Origin of the sequence: Protofrankia sp. Cr2 (assembly GCF_963555885.1) — a bacterium.
Classification (GTDB): domain Bacteria; phylum Actinomycetota; class Actinomycetes; order Frankiales; family Frankiaceae; genus Protofrankia.
In genome coordinates this window covers 44,395-58,407 of record NZ_CAUVXG010000006.1, presented here as the reverse complement: position 1 = coordinate 58,407, position 14,013 = coordinate 44,395, and the positions used below count along the sequence as shown (strand labels likewise).

The following is a 14,013-nucleotide window of genomic DNA, read 5'->3' as shown; positions in this document are numbered from 1 at the left end:
CGACATCCCAACACCCTGAGTGGACGCACCCATGGCAACCGACCGACACCAGCGGGCCTGCAACCGGCCAGCCGCCATGTGTCCGATTCCAAGGGTCAGGAGAACTATCGGAGGGGCTGAGGTGGAGGTTCTCGGGTTCCGTGGACCGTCTGACCTGCTGTCATCGCATCGAGAGGTCGGCGAAGCAGCCTGGCGAGACGGTCACGCTGGTCCGCGACCATAACCTGGTCGCCGCGCTTGTCGAAATAGACGACGGCCGACAGGTATTCCAGGGCGAAGACCGCGGCAAGCCGGTCGCGGACATCGGGACATTCCGTGTCCAGCCCGTATGCCTCACGGAACGCGGTGCCGAGGACTGGGTGCAGCCTCAGCACCGATTCAGTGATCTTGACCATGTCGTAGAGGGGATCGGCGAGCCGGGCCTGCTCCAGGTCGATCACGGCGGCGAACGCCCCGTCGCGCACCACGACATTGCCAGCCCAAAGATCGCGGTGGACCAGGGCGACAGGCGCTCCGTCCAGGGCCGGTCGGACGCGCTGCCAGAAATCCTCCAGTTGGACAACCAGCCCCGTGGCGAGGTGCCCGCGCTGCGCGCCGTGGCGCAGCTTCGCCGTGAAACGCCGGTCCGCCGTGCCTAGCCAGTCCCGACCCGGCGCCCTGATGCTGTGCATTCTCGACAGCCAGGCACCCAGGTCCCCGCCGAGGCGGGCTGCCTGCTCCGCGCTCCATCCACTGATCGGTTCGTGGGAGAGGTCGTGGCCTTCGATCCACCGCACAGCGATCAGCCAGCCGGCCGGCGTGCAGGTGGGTGGTATGACGACGTCTTGGTGAGGCAGGCCGCGGCCGGACAGCAGGTGCGACGCCGTCCGCGCCACCGCCAGTGGCCGCACGTCCGAGCGCACCTTGACGACCAGTTCACCGACCTGCGTCGTGACTCGAAACGTCTCTCCCCCGTACCCACCGAGCACAGGAGCGACGCGGCCGGCGGCAAGACCGACGGCGGCGAGGGCGCCGGCCACCGATCGCACGATCTCCGGGCGGGTCTCAGGACCTGATGAAGAAGTCATGGGCCTTTCTGGCAGACGATCCGGTGGCCGAGGTCAGCGCTGCGACCAGAGATCCCGGTAGCGGCGCTGTTCAGCGAACGGAGACGTGCTCGGGCACGCGGTCGCAACACACGCCAAAACCGCTGTGCCGGGGACACTCGATGTCATCCGACGACGGGCAGTAGTACATGTCCGGGCAGCCACAGTCGTATACGACGCGCTCCCACGCACGACTGATGGCTCGCGACTGAGCGCTGGCCAGGTCACGGGTCATAGGTCTGTCTCCCTCTCTCGACGCCGGGACCGGCCTTGGAGAACATCGGTGCAGCCGGGTGACCCTGCGGCGCAGCACCACCGCAGGCCGGCGGCGAGCATGTCCACCAGGATGTGCCCCTCGGTTGCTCCAACATCGCTGACCCGTTCACGTTCGAATCAAATGTGACGTACCACCTCCGGGTCCGATAGCGGTTGCCGGCCCGGTGCGCGACGGTTCCGTCCGGGCACCGGGCACCGGGCACCGGGCACCGGGCACCGGGCACCGGGCACCGCAGGCGGAGGATCGGCAAGCAGGCACGCCATCGCCCCCCCCCCCCGGGGGTTTCGCACCTGCGATCGCACCTGGTGGAGGGTGGTCGCACGCTCGGATATCTATGTAGATAGAGTTATGCGGTGATCAGGACCCGACGTCCCTCCCCGCAAACCGTAGCCGTGCTGCGGGCGCTGATCGCGGCGCCGACGGTGTGGCGCTACGGCTACGAACTCGGACAGCAGGTCGGTCTCAAAGCCGGCTCGCTCTACCCGATCCTGATCCGACTCGCCGACCGGGGCCTGCTGGAAACCTGCTGGGAACAGCGATCCGACGAGCTCGCCGGACGCCCACCCCGCCACCTCTACCGGCTCACCGGCGCCGGCCGGGAACTGGCGAACCAGCTGTCCCCAGTCCCAGCGCCTGCCCGGGTACCAGTGCCAGCGCCCGTGCCAGCGGAGCGCCACGCCCGTGGCGACCTGCGGACCGCGTGATGAGCGCCTTCGGCGGCGACCCGGCCGGCCGGTACCTCGACATCGTTGTCCGGTTGCTTCCGGCGGCACGGCACGAATGGGGATGCGCGATGCGGGCCGAATTGGCCACCATTGACCGATCCGCTGAACGCTGGCACTTTGCCCTGGGTTGCACCCGCGCCGCCCTCCTACAGACCGTGAAGGCACAGCGAGCCTGGCGCCCGGTGGGCGTAGCCGCAGCAGTGGGTCTGGTGCTGGCCGGTGAGATCGCGTTGTCCAGCATGATCGGCCAGATCATCCCCGGGGTACTGGTCCTGATCCTGCTCGTCTGGCTCGGCGGCCGCCCGGGTTTCTTCGGCCCGGTCCGGGCGGAACGGGCGGCCCAGGTCGTACGCGTCAGCGGCTACACCCTGATGGGACTGGGCCTGTTGATCCTGGCGGTGGGAGACAGCACGGCTAAATTCCTCCAGCCCGGCCCCAAGCCCCCGATGTTCGTGTTCCTGCTGACGCTCTACGCCGGGGTGTTTCTGGCGACGACCACCGGACGCGCCGGCTTCGGTGGCCCGGGCCTTGGCGCCGGGACCTGCGCGGGGCTCGTCGCGGGGCTGGCATCGTTCGTGGTGATGCCCTTCGAGCGGATCGGGCCGCCGTTGGCCGCAGGCCTTCCGTGGCACGGCAGTTGGCTGGCGCTGGTCATCATCGGTGCGCCCGCCGCGGCCGCGGTGTGGACCACTGGACGCACCGGTCGTGGCGATCAGGGCATCATGGCGGCGTTGTGTGCCGGCGCCTTCGCTGCGCTGCTCGTCGCGCTTCTCGGACTGAGCGCGATCGCGCTCTTCCCCGACCGGATACCCGACATCGTGGGTCCGGTGATGGTCCCCGGCACGTCCGCGGCGCAACGGCAGGCCGCGGACGCCACCGAGGCCGCCGACCCCTATATCGGGCTGCTGCTTTTCGGCGCGCTTCTCGCCGTGATCCTGTGGGTGATGGCCCGCCCGCCCAGCCGGGTCGGGGTCAGAAGCGTGCTGTTGGCTCTGGTGGGCATCCCGCCGGTCGCCCTCGGCCTGTCCGCCCGGCACTTCCCCGGGGCGACGGGTCTCGCTGTCGCCACCGCGATGGTGGTCCTCATCGCTCTGGCCATGGCTGGACGCGATCCCGTTGCGTTCCGGTGAGCTTTGGCGCTCACCGGTCACGCTGCCGTCCCTTGCGGGGCGACGGTCCCGGCCGGGCGTTCGTAGTCCCGGACACAGCGCCGGTACCGGCAGATCCATCCGAAGGTCCGCTCGGCGGTTGACATGCAGGCATGGGACCGCCTCACTCGGCTCGGTCTGGAGTATGTGCGGTTCGCGCAACACCATCCGGCCATGTTCGAACTCATTTTCCGCCACGACCTCCTGGAAGGATCGGGAACGAACCTTCGCAAGGTCACGTTGCCCCTGTTCGCGGCGCTAGCGGACCTGATGCACGAGGTCGCTCCGGGCCGGGTCGACGCGCGTACGGGAGCGCTCGGACTCTGGACCAACCTGCACGGAATAGCCGTCCTTGTAGCCAACCGGAGTATGCATTTGGTCGGAGAGCCGCTGGATCTACCGGGCCTGACGACCCAGGCAGTGAAGGCACACCTCAGGTAGCCGCAACCCCGTTTACGCGGCCCGCATCGGACAGGAGATCATCGCGGCCGGGTGGCAGCCGGAGAACCAGGCCGCGGGCGTGGCAGGCGATCCGGCCGGGGACGGTGAGGATCTCGTGGTGCAGCCGGTCGCCGTGCGCGCGCCCGCAGCACTGGTCGATGCCGGTGCGCGACTGGAGCAGGGTCGACAGCCAGCCGACGAGGATCGCCGCCCACATCCAGACCGCGTTGACCTTCGGGTCCGCGGACGTAATCTCCAGCCATTGGTCTTGGGTCCATGACGTAGACGAGGAGGACTACCACGAGGAAGCCGTGCCGAAGAAACCCTGACTACTCCGACGGTTGGCGCCGCATGACGGAATCCGCCTGGTCGTAGTAACGGGCCTCGATCACGTTGTTGTCAGGATCTGTGAAGTAAAACGCCCGCGGCGCGATGCCACGCGCACCAAACGACTGCTCCATGGTTACCGGCACGCTGACGGCGTTGTCCGCCAACCGGCGGCGGAGGGCGTCGAACTCCTCGCGGCCCATCGCGAGACAGATGTGGTTGACCGGATGGCCGGCGGTTCCGCCGGCTCCGGGTACCGCGTTGACAGCGGCAGCGGCAGCGGCAGCCCGCGGCATCAGGTCAATGATGGACTCGGTCGACACCCGCACGCTCGGGAACGGCGCCTCCCCGGTGCGAAATGCGTCCGCGCGGACCGGGGGGAGACCGACCACGCGCTGGTAGAAGTCCAACGAACGCAGCGGGTCCGCCACCCACAGGACGACATGATCAAGTTTCGCCTCCATGAGAACCTCCGCTGCGTGGCCGACCCGCCGGCCGGCCGAGGCCGATGCGATGTCCACCAGATCGAATGTGACGCGTATCACCGCCGTGCCGGCAGTCATCGGCTTGAGTCTCCACCTACTGGAACCTGGATCGTGGCGGTTCATGGAGGGACACGCGACCGACCGGTTGATCACGATCGGGCAGCTCTCGGAACTGACCGGGGTGCCGGTACGCACCATCCGGTTCTACGCCGACGAGCATCTGGTCGAGCCGGTTGCGCGCAGCAACGCCGGTTACCGATTGTACGACGCGATGGCGGCGGCCCGCCTCGAGCTCGTGCGCACATTGCGTGACCTGGGTATCGACCTGCCGACCGTCGCGAAGGTACTCGCGCAGGAGATCACGGTGGCCGAGGTGGCGCGCGTGCACGCCGAGGCGCTCGGCGCACAGGTCAGGGTGCTGCGGCTACGGCAAGCAGTGCTGCGGGCGGTCGCGGTCCGCGGATCCGACTGGGAGGAGATGGAACTGATGCACCGACTGGCGAAACTCGATGCGGCGGAACGCACACGGATTCTGGACGGCTTTCTCGACACCGTGTTCAAGGGTCTGGACGGCAAGCGTCTGGACGGCAATGCCCTGGACGGTGACAGCGGAGCAGGCGGGACATTCGAGACGATGATCCGAGCCTCATTTCCCGAGCTGCCCGAGGACCCGACCGGCGAGCAGGTCGAGGCCTGGGTGGAACTGGTGACGTTGATCCAGGATGAGGATTTCACCGCCCGGGTCAGGACCATGGCGCAACGGGGCGCGGCCAAGCACGTCAGCGAAGAAGCGACCATCCGACACCAGGAGGCCTTCAACACCGTTCTGGCGAGCCGGGCCACGCAGGCATACACCGAGGGGATCGACCCGGTCTCCACCGACGGCACGGCGCTGGCCGCCGCGATCGCCGCGTCGTACGCGCAGACGACCGGGAACCGTGACACCCCTGCGTGGCGGGCAACACTCATAGACGATCTTGAAACGTTCACCGACCGGCGGGTCTACCGGTTCTGGGAACTCGTTGCGCTCGTCAGCGGCGACACGACGACGGTGGCGGTTGCCAGCCCGATGATCGAGGCACTGGAGTGGCTGATCACCGCACTGCGGGCGGCCGGCTGATCATAGTTGTTCCTCGACCGCCGAATCGAGCAGTAACCTCGCCAGGCCGATCTCGGAGCTGGCATCGTGTGGGGGGTGTCAGGGGATGAAGGCGGTCAACCGGTTCTGGTCCGGGAGCTGCGGGTCGCTGCGTACGCGGTCTGCATCCACGAAGGGAAGATCCTTCTCGCGCGTTTCGTCGGCACGAGCGGGAAGCACTGGACGTTGCCCGGCGGCGGCATCGACCACGGGGAGGATCCGTTGGCCGCGGCGGTTCGGGAGGTCGAGGAGGAGACCGGTTACGACGTCGTGATCGAATCCCTGCTGGGTGTCGACTCGATGCGCAGGCGTTTCCCGCGCGGCGTCGGCATCGAGGCCGATCATCACGCCGTGCGGGTCATATATACGGCACGGGTGGTCGGCGGCGTGCTTCGGCATGAGATCGGTGGTTCCACCGACCAGGCCGCCTGGATCGATCTCGATCAGATCGACACCCTCGAACGGGTTGATCTCATCGACATCGCGTTGGATCTTGCACGGAACCGACCACCGAGTGGCCGGGTGGACGCACAGCGCACCTGACCTTCCGGGCGCTCTTAGAATGTGATTTTTGTGCTGTGATACCAGCATCAGAATCACATCGTTGAACCGTCTGAGCGGGAACCGACGCCGATGGGAGATCGACTGGCCGCGCGCTCTTAACCGTCCGCGACGTGAGCGCCCGCAGGCGCCCGGGAGAGATCCAGTTGTGGCCGGATCTCTCCCGGGATCGCACGCCCTTTGGCCGTCGAGACCGCTTGAGGCCGCCGGGCGTGCGAGAAGAACATGATCGCACGCCCTTTGGCCGTCGAGCCTGTTAGGCCTTTCCGGCCCAGCAGTGCTTCGAGGCGTACCAGGGGCTTGTGCCCTGCTGCGCGTACAGGATCCGAGCGCGCTTCCACTGCTCGGCGGCGCTGGCATTCTGCGGCAGGCCGGACCCGCCGACGCCATGCCAGGTACCGGGCAGGAACTGGAACAGTCCGCCGGCGCCGATCGAGTTGACGACGTTCGGGTTCCCACCGGATTCGCACCGCACGATGGCGGAAAGAAGGCCGTCGCCGGACGGCGCCGCACTTGCCGGCTGGGACAGCGCGACGCTGCCGCCACCGATGGCGGCAACGAGGGCCGGCACTGCGATCAATACCCGGGCCCGTGCTTTGATTCGACTGATTCCACGGTCGCCGGAACGTACGTTGGACATGTTGATGTCCTTCCCCACGCCTGCGAGGTGAGCTGTCGGATTCGGGCTGGGAGTGCCCGGCCGCGATGTGCGGCTTCACCCCGAGGACGCCTGACGTCGACGTCCGAAAGTGGTTCCCCCGTTCCTGCCACCGGTCTGGTTTTCATCGGACGAGGGCAGGATTCGGCGTGCCGTCCGACGCATGCCTTCTCCTCGAAGGCATGGCGAAGACCATACGTGCAACGACCGCCCCGAAGGCAAGGCTCCGTGAAGAGGCACACAGTCCGTATGCGATGTTGATGGCAGCTACGGCTGCCGGTAACGTGCGCGCACGCGCGCTCATCCCTAACGTGGCTTCGGCCGGGCGGCGATAGTGTGATGGGGTCGCCACCTGCCGAGTGAAGCATTTTCTTACGCGGTACGTGGGCAGGCGGATCGACTGCGTGGCTATCCGGCGGTGATTGTACGACAGCACCGGAAAACACGATGTCGACGACAGCGTGTATCGTGTCGGCAATATGCATGATGGCTGTCCGACCGCGGCGCCCGGGTGGCCCGGCTATCGTCGAGACCTCCACGGAAACCGACACAGCGCTGTCCAGGCCCGCTGCGGAGCACTGGCGCAGGCATGGACAGCGCTGAACGACACGATGAACGACACGGTCGCCTGTGGTCAGCCCATGGCACCACGGCGGCGGCGACGGCGGACGATCCTGCGGCCGGCGACCATCACCACGAAAGCGGCTACCGCCGACGCAGCGGGGACGGCGGAAGGGGGGTCGGCTATCCCACCCTCACCCGCCGCGACAGCGCCCTTGGGCACCGGCATCGTTGTGGCCCACGACGCGGATGCCGATGCGGTGGTAGCGGTACCGCCAGTACCAGCGCTAGCGCTGCTGCCGGTGCCGGTGCCGGATACAACCTGATACCGGGTCAGCATGCCGGCGGTGATGTGCTCGTTGACGTGGCAGTGAAAAAGCCAGATGCCGAGGTTGTCGGGTACCATGTCGGCCACGGCCATGGTACCGGGAAGCAACGGAACAGTGTCCATCCGCATACCACTCACGACCGCGTCGTTGCCGTGCCAGTGCGGGGTGTGTATGTCCTGCTCACCACCCATACTCATCAGGTACCAGCGGACGTGCTCATCTTTTTTCAGGGTGATCATCGGCTCGTTGCCGAAGACGTAGCCGTTGATGGCATGCCGCAGGTTGGACCTGGTGAAGTTGCTGTCATCCTGTGACGGATACGGTGGCTGGGCAAAACGGCGGAGATTATCCTGCAGATACGGGCTCCAGTTCTCGTTCGTGATTGTGAACAACGTGAAGATCTCACGGTCGACGTCGACGGGGCTGCCGTCCGGCCGCGCCTTCCCCCTGGCTGTGATGACCATCGGGCCGGTGAGTCCGGCATAGGTGTCGACGACTTCGTTGGTGTGGGAGTGGTACATCCACATAACCGAACTACCGTCGTGTGGGCCCGGTCCGGCCCGGTCGGGCACCAGCCAGGTATAGGTGTGCGTGCCGCCGGTGGGTACGGCATCGTCAAACTTGTCCACCCCGGAGGTGTTGTCGGCGTAGGGTGTACCCTCGTTCGCCTTCGTGTAGAACACACCGTGCGGATGCATACTGTCGCCAATTTTGCAGGCGTTGCGGAACACCACCTTGATGGTGTCGCCGACCTCGGCGCGGATCACCGGGCCCAAAAAGCCCTCGTAGGCGTCCTGTGCGGGGCGCGGTGCCAGGTTGGTGAAATTCGCGTCGGTGTAGCCACGATAGAGACACTTGAGATAACTCGTCCCGATGCGGCCGGGCCCGGATTGGACATACGTCTTCGCAATCGGATCGAACGCCTGACCGGTGATGTCGTCGCGCCCGTCCGGGGCATAGTTCCAGACGACCTCATCGGCACCGACATAGTAGGTGCGCACCTGCCCGGTCGGGTGGAATGCCGCACCGGCGACAGCATCCCAGTAGGTGTCTCCCGGACCCGGCATCGCTGTTCCGGCCGTTCCGGCCATGTTCGGGGTGTTCGGCTGCCCGCCGGCCGCGGCTACCGCCGTGGCCGGTCCGGATATGGCCAGGCATCCGACGAGTGCAAGGGTGCCCGTGAACCCCGCTCTGAACGACGGACGCCAGGCGGGTGGACCTTTCGCCGCCCAGCCCCGACCTGCGGTACCGCACTCCATACGCGTGCGCCAACCGGCGCGGAATCGTGCTGTCACGGTGGGTGACAGTAGCGGCCAGGAGTCGCATCCGCCGCGCGCCCCGCGCGAACTCGCTAACACATGTAGAAGAAGGTGCTAGGGCATGTCTGCTACCTATTGGCAACCGTCTACCGGTCTCTCCGGCCGTCGCCTGATTTGTCGGGCTGGCGTTACCTCGATCGAGTGAGCCTCACCAGTGGACGATCTGCAGCCGCCCGCCGAGCGCCCGCCGGGCGCGCAACGCGAGCCTTCTACTGGGATTGACCAGGACTGCTTGGTCGGCTGCGGCCAGAATGGGCAGGTCCGCCAGCGAATCGCTGTAGGCGTGGCCCCAGGGCGGCTCGATCCCGTGGGCGGCAAGCTGTCGCGGTTTACCCGACCCGTAGTTGTGCAGGCTGCCCCGGCCGACGCCGAACCGGCCCCAGACGAGCCGGGAAGAGATCAGTTCGACCTCGCCCAGCCCGAGTGCGTCGAGAACCGTACAGGCAAGATCGTGTTCACATGCCGTGACGACCACGACCCGATCACCCGCGCCGGCATGGCGGCGTAGGGTGGCTACTGCCTCGGGTACGGCTACGCCGCCTTCGGCCACGAGATCCCGGCCGAACGCCTGCACCCGCGCGCGGAACCTCGGTGCATCGAAGCCCAGCAGGGCCAGTCTCATTATCGTCCGAGCCACCGTCGGACGGAGCGGGCGGACTGCCAGCAGCGGTGTCATCGGCATGACCAGGGCCGCGTGCCACGGGGACTCCGACAGGTGCCGACGCAACAGCCGGGTGAAGGTGTCACCGCGGACCAGCACACCGTCAAGATCGAACAATGCGACCCCGGTGCCCGCTGATTCTGCCGGTTCGCTCATTCGTGCATCCTTGTCCTGTCCGACCTTGCCCCGTTCGACTTTGCCCCGTTCGACGGCCGCTCACGGAATCTGGAACGGACGGTGAGACCTGACATGACCGAGGGTGCGGTGGTCAACGAGACCGATCCGGCAACATGCGCCTTCCCGGGGTGCGCACGGTCGCCGAGTGCTCCGGTCGGGCCTGGACGGCCGCCCGCGTACTGCGATGACTCCACGCACAACCGACTGTCGGCCTACCGCCGACGGCGCGAGATGTCCGGTGCCGGCACCGTGCCGGCCGGGCCGACAACGGTCTCCGACGGACTCGCCGGCGGCGCACGGGCGCGAGCCGACGCGCTGGCCGAGCAGATCACGGCGTTAGCCGGCGGGCTCACCCGCGCGCTGGACGGCTTCGTGCGCGAGATGGCGACTCTTGGCGATGTGGCGGCGACGGAAGCACGTGTCGAGACGGTCGAGGCCGAAGCCGCCGAACGGGTCGCCGAGGCCGTCGCCCGGGCGGTCCGCGCCGAGCAGGCCGCCCGCGGTGCGCAGACCGCGCGGGTCGAAGCGGAGGCGGTCGCGGCCGAGGCGGTCGCGGCCGTGGACCAGCTCGACGAGCGGCGGATCAGTCTGGAGACCGAACGCGACACGTATGCCGATGCCCGGGACCAGGCGCGCGCGGCCCTCGACGCCGCCCGGGCCGAAGCCGCAGCTGTGCTCGAGGCGACGCGCCGGGACGCCGACACCCGGGTCGCGCATGTCCGTGCGCAGGCGGACGCGGAGATCAGCCAGGCCCATCAGGTGGCGGCAGCAGCCGTCACAACGACGCGCGACGAAGCCGCAGCCGCACTCGCGCAGGTCCGGGAGGAAGCAGCCTCAGCCGTGGCTGCCGCCACCGCGACCAGGGACGCCGCCCTGGCCCGAGCGGACGCGGGTGAGCGGGCCACGGCTGAGGCACGAGCCGAGGCTGAGCGGCTGCGCCTCGACCTGGTTCGCCAGCAGGAGAGCACCGACGCCGCGATCGCCCGCATCCACGCAGACGCCGACCGGCGGCTCGATCACGCCCATCGGGTGGCGGACGAACGTCAGGGGGTGCTCGTGGAAGGCAGAGCGGACGCCCGTGCCCGCGCCGAACGCGCGGAACATCAAGTTGATGACCTTGCGGCCGAACTGCGCACGGTGCGGGCCGAGTTGACCGCCGTCCGCGACCGCCTCGGCGGGCCGGCAGCCGCCGGCCAACCCACAGAGCAACCCACAGACCAACCTGCGCAGCCGCCCACCAGCACGAGAACAAACGCGGGTAAGAGCGCCCGGCAATAGGGGCGTGGTCGTGCCCGAGCATTTGACTCCCGCAGTAACGGTCAGTTACGTTCAAACAGGTGTCAAAAGTGTTGGAGGCGAGTCCGGCAGGCCGTGGAACGCTTCATCATGGGAGTACACGGATGGCGCCTTGGGCAGCTCACCGCGTGGGTCAGGTGGGCCACAGCGGGTTCTGACCACGGAGGAAATAGTGCGTAGCGTCAGGTTCGAGCCAGTAGAGGCGCCGACCTTCCACGTTGCGCAATCGCAGAGCTTCACCGTCCGCAGACATATCGACACCTGCCGCGTATCGACCACGGCTTGTTGTGGGTGACCGAGGACCGACCCGGCTATCGCCGACGGCCAAATGATCGTCACAGCATCTCCACTCTCCGGTTGCGCCGACCAGGATCCGTGCGGTTCACCGGAACACCTCGGCAGGAATACCCACATGACTACAATGAGAACAGACGATCCCGCACGACGCCGCCCTCGTCCGGTCGACGCTGTCATACTCCGCGGCGTCCACGCACTTGACGAGCGCGGCTACTTCAACGGCCCGGTGGATGTCGCGGTACGCGGCCGCCACATCACAGCCGTCCGTCCGCACCTTGCGTCCGACCCGACGGCCACCGATATCGACGCCCATGGGCTGTGGTTGATGCCGGGCGTCGTCGACTGCCACTCGCACGTCACTCTTGCCACCTATGACCCGCTTGAGCTGTTGACGACGCCCCTGTCGGAACGGTTCCTCGAAACGGCGGCGATGCTGCGCCGCACCCTCGCCGCCGGAGTGACCTACGTACGCGACGCGGGCGGTGCCGATGCCGGTGTCCGTGACTCGTTGGCGGCCGGGCACATCCCCGGGCCGCGGCTGGCCGTGTCGGTGATCGGACTGACCCGGTCCGCCAGCCACGGTGACGGGACGGTACTCGGCCCCGGTCTGGAGGCACCGGCCAGCATCACCGTTCCCGACTATCCGGGACGGCCCCAGCATGTGGCGCGGGGGCCCGACGGGGTGCGCCAAGCCGTGCGCGGAGTACTGCGCGCCGGCGCCGACTGGGTCCACGTCTTCGCCAGCGGTGGGATCATGTCAGCCCGGCCGGGCGAGCCACTGCCGGAGTTCACTGCCGACGAGATCGCTGCGGCGGTCGGTGAAGCGGCTGTTTTCGGCCGGGAGGTCATGGCCCACGCCCTCGGGGCGGCCGCTGTCGCTGCGGCGGTGTCGGCCGGCGCGCGCTCGATTGAACACGGGATCGGTCTGACGGAACGTGAGGCCGCACTGATGGCTGAGCGTGGTGTCACTCTTGTCCCGACTCTCTCGCCCTACCATGAGCTCGTCCACCTGTCGGACGCCGGCTATTTGCCGGAGTGGGCCGTGGACAGGGCCCGCGCGAGTGAAGCGCTCCTGACCGACACGATCGCTGTTGCGCGTGACGCCGGGGTCAGCATTGCTCTGGGTAGCGACAGCCGCCACCGTGACAGCCACGGCGGCAACCTCGGTGAGATCAGCCGTCTGCACCGTGACGGACTGTCAGTCCCCGAAGCCCTGCTCGCCGCTACCGTCAACGGAGCACGGCTGTGCGGAGTCGGCGATCGCTTCGGCCGGATAGCGCCGGGCTACGAGTTCGACGCCATCCTGCTGGACGAGGATCCCGGCGACCTATCGGTGTTCGAGCGCCCCGGCGCGGTGACCGGTGTCTTTCTCGGTGGTGTCGCCGTTGTGCCACATTCCCGGCTGCCCGCCACGGTCCTACCCACCGACATACGGGGCTTCGCCCGACCGACAGCCCGTGGCCTGGCCGGGGAGCTGCCCGGGATGAAGGGGGCCGAGACGGACCGCACAGCGTCCTGACCGGCCGCTGGATCCAGCCACGCCCGGTGGACGGCCGAAAAGCTGACGAAATCCACGGAGTCGTCTGCATCCGGATTTTCGTCGGCCGTACTGAAATTCCGATAGCACCGGTATGTCTTTTGCGGTTGACGCCGACGTGCGTTCATCCGACGAGGCGTTATCGTGTGTCCAGGTTCTCGCGGGGCTCTCGGAATCACGAGTTCGGCGCGATCATTGGATGCGGCGGTTTGCGTCGCAGCACCGTGGAGGAGGCTTTCGTGCAGCATGCCGAAATGATCAACAGCGAGACACGTGAAGCGATCGAGAACTGCATGTCCTGCTCGACCATGTGCGAAGAGACCATCGCCTACTGCATGGACATGCCGGCGACGATGATGGATGCGACGAGCCTGCGCACACTGATGGACTGCGCGGCCATCACCAGGGTCTGCGCGGACATGATGTGTCGCATGTCGTCGATGCAGCGAGAAATGTGTGCGATGTGCGCGCGTATATGCACAATGTGCGCAGAAATGGCTGCGAAATTGTCGGGTGACGCCCAGATGATGAAACTCGCCGAAGCCTGCCGCGCGTGCGCCGCATCCTGCCAGGCCATGGCCGGCGCCGCCGCATGAGGGCCGGCGCTGGCTGCCGGGAACGGCCGCCCCGGCAACCAGCGCCGCGCACTGCTGCGCGACGCGGCGACGCGGCGACGCGGCGACGCGGCGACCAGGTGTCCGGGCGTGCCGGTCAGGTCGGCAGATAGCCGGGAAGTCCACCTTTACGCCGTGCACGACGTAGTACCACCCGCCGGGAGCCATCCGGCAACAGGCGGAGCCGCTCGAGTTCCCACTCACCGAACTCGGCATGCAGGGTGAGCACCGCCAATGCCTGGCGTCGGTCGGTGCCGGGAGGCAGGTACAAACGCTGGTACTCCACGTCCATGACGCCACCGTAACGACAAGGTGGACAGCGAGAGGGATGAACCCGCGGGTTCCCACCATCCACCTACCCCACGCAACCGAATAGT

At 67.5% G+C, this 14,013-nt stretch carries 15 protein-coding genes and 1 riboswitch; of the genes, 8 read left to right on the top strand and 7 right to left on the bottom strand.

Annotated features, from left to right (window positions below; translation table 11 throughout):
* Nucleotides 1-104: 104 nt before the first annotated feature.
* Nucleotides 105-1,067: an aminoglycoside phosphotransferase family protein gene (locus U9978_RS05235; protein ID WP_322759898.1), complete on the bottom strand. Its 963-nt coding sequence runs from the start codon at nucleotides 1,065-1,067 to the stop codon at nucleotides 105-107.
* A gap of 648 nt (nucleotides 1,068-1,715) precedes the next feature.
* On the opposite strand from U9978_RS05235, the gene U9978_RS05230 reads away from it, so the two are divergent.
* From U9978_RS05230 to U9978_RS05220, 3 genes are all read left to right on the top strand, one after another.
* Nucleotides 1,716-2,066, top strand: a complete 351-nt coding sequence (locus U9978_RS05230; protein ID WP_322759897.1) for a PadR family transcriptional regulator — start codon at nucleotides 1,716-1,718, stop codon at nucleotides 2,064-2,066.
* Nucleotides 2,066-3,217: a hypothetical protein gene (locus U9978_RS05225; RefSeq protein ID WP_322759896.1), complete on the top strand. Its 1,152-nt coding sequence runs from the start codon at nucleotides 2,066-2,068 to the stop codon at nucleotides 3,215-3,217. The genes U9978_RS05230 and U9978_RS05225 overlap by 1 nt, the downstream gene beginning before the upstream one ends.
* Before the next feature lie 123 nt (nucleotides 3,218-3,340).
* Entirely contained in the window at nucleotides 3,341-3,676 is a 336-nt protein-coding gene (locus tag U9978_RS05220) for a TetR-like C-terminal domain-containing protein (RefSeq protein ID WP_322759895.1), read from the top strand.
* Here the strand turns inward: U9978_RS05220 and U9978_RS05215 are convergent.
* Both U9978_RS05215 and U9978_RS05210 read right to left on the bottom strand, forming a co-directional pair.
* Nucleotides 3,669-3,893 carry a hypothetical protein gene (locus U9978_RS05215; protein ID WP_322759894.1) on the bottom strand — a complete coding sequence of 75 codons (225 nt, stop codon included), beginning with the start codon at nucleotides 3,891-3,893 and terminating at the stop codon, nucleotides 3,669-3,671. The two genes, U9978_RS05220 and U9978_RS05215, sit on opposite strands and share 8 nt — an antisense overlap.
* A gap of 112 nt (nucleotides 3,894-4,005) precedes the next feature.
* Nucleotides 4,006-4,467: a VOC family protein gene (locus tag U9978_RS05210; protein ID WP_416210862.1), complete on the bottom strand. Its 462-nt coding sequence runs from the start codon at nucleotides 4,465-4,467 to the stop codon at nucleotides 4,006-4,008.
* Between the two features lie 142 nt (nucleotides 4,468-4,609).
* Here U9978_RS05210 and U9978_RS05205 point away from each other — a divergent pair, with 142 nt between their 5' ends.
* Nucleotides 4,610-5,608 carry a MerR family transcriptional regulator gene (locus tag U9978_RS05205; protein ID WP_322759892.1) on the top strand — a complete coding sequence of 333 codons (999 nt, stop codon included), beginning with the start codon at nucleotides 4,610-4,612 and terminating at the stop codon, nucleotides 5,606-5,608.
* 75 nt (nucleotides 5,609-5,683) lie between these two features.
* Nucleotides 5,684-6,169 (top strand): NUDIX hydrolase, encoded by a 486-nt coding sequence (locus tag U9978_RS05200; RefSeq protein WP_322759891.1) that lies wholly within the window; start codon nucleotides 5,684-5,686, stop codon nucleotides 6,167-6,169.
* Nucleotides 6,170-6,443: 274 nt separating this feature from the next.
* Here U9978_RS05200 and U9978_RS05195 read toward each other — a convergent pair whose 3' ends face one another.
* The 3 genes from U9978_RS05195 to U9978_RS05185 all read right to left on the bottom strand — a co-directional run bounded on the left by U9978_RS05195 (nucleotide 6,444) and on the right by U9978_RS05185 (nucleotide 9,871).
* Entirely contained in the window at nucleotides 6,444-6,827 is a 384-nt protein-coding gene (locus U9978_RS05195; protein WP_322759890.1) for a transglycosylase family protein, read from the bottom strand.
* 4 nt (nucleotides 6,828-6,831) lie between these two features.
* Nucleotides 6,832-7,005: riboswitch (cyclic di-AMP (ydaO/yuaA leader) on the bottom strand.
* A 474-nt stretch (nucleotides 7,006-7,479) separates the two neighbouring features.
* Nucleotides 7,480-8,802 carry a multicopper oxidase domain-containing protein gene (locus U9978_RS05190; protein WP_322759889.1) on the bottom strand — a complete coding sequence of 441 codons (1,323 nt, stop codon included), beginning with the start codon at nucleotides 8,800-8,802 and terminating at the stop codon, nucleotides 7,480-7,482.
* A gap of 400 nt (nucleotides 8,803-9,202) precedes the next feature.
* Nucleotides 9,203-9,871, bottom strand: coding sequence for a haloacid dehalogenase-like hydrolase (locus tag U9978_RS05185; protein ID WP_322759888.1), 669 nt, complete (start codon nucleotides 9,869-9,871; stop codon nucleotides 9,203-9,205).
* Between the two features lie 93 nt (nucleotides 9,872-9,964).
* Here U9978_RS05185 and U9978_RS05180 point away from each other — a divergent pair, with 93 nt between their 5' ends.
* The 3 genes from U9978_RS05180 (at nucleotide 9,965) to U9978_RS05170 (ending at nucleotide 13,618) form a co-directional block, all read left to right on the top strand.
* Nucleotides 9,965-11,170 carry a hypothetical protein gene (locus U9978_RS05180; RefSeq protein WP_322759887.1) on the top strand — a complete coding sequence of 402 codons (1,206 nt, stop codon included), beginning with the start codon at nucleotides 9,965-9,967 and terminating at the stop codon, nucleotides 11,168-11,170.
* A 430-nt stretch (nucleotides 11,171-11,600) separates the two neighbouring features.
* A complete protein-coding gene (locus U9978_RS05175) occupies nucleotides 11,601-13,004 on the top strand; it encodes a metal-dependent hydrolase family protein (RefSeq protein ID WP_322759886.1) in 1,404 nt (467 codons plus the stop codon).
* A 257-nt stretch (nucleotides 13,005-13,261) separates the two neighbouring features.
* Complete coding sequence (locus U9978_RS05170) at nucleotides 13,262-13,618, top strand: four-helix bundle copper-binding protein (protein WP_322759885.1); 357 nt, start codon at nucleotides 13,262-13,264, stop codon at nucleotides 13,616-13,618.
* Between the two features lie 115 nt (nucleotides 13,619-13,733).
* Here the strand turns inward: U9978_RS05170 and U9978_RS05165 are convergent, their stop codons facing one another.
* Nucleotides 13,734-13,928: a DUF5703 family protein gene (locus tag U9978_RS05165; RefSeq protein WP_322759884.1), complete on the bottom strand. Its 195-nt coding sequence runs from the start codon at nucleotides 13,926-13,928 to the stop codon at nucleotides 13,734-13,736.
* Nucleotides 13,929-14,013: the final 85 nt, after the last annotated feature.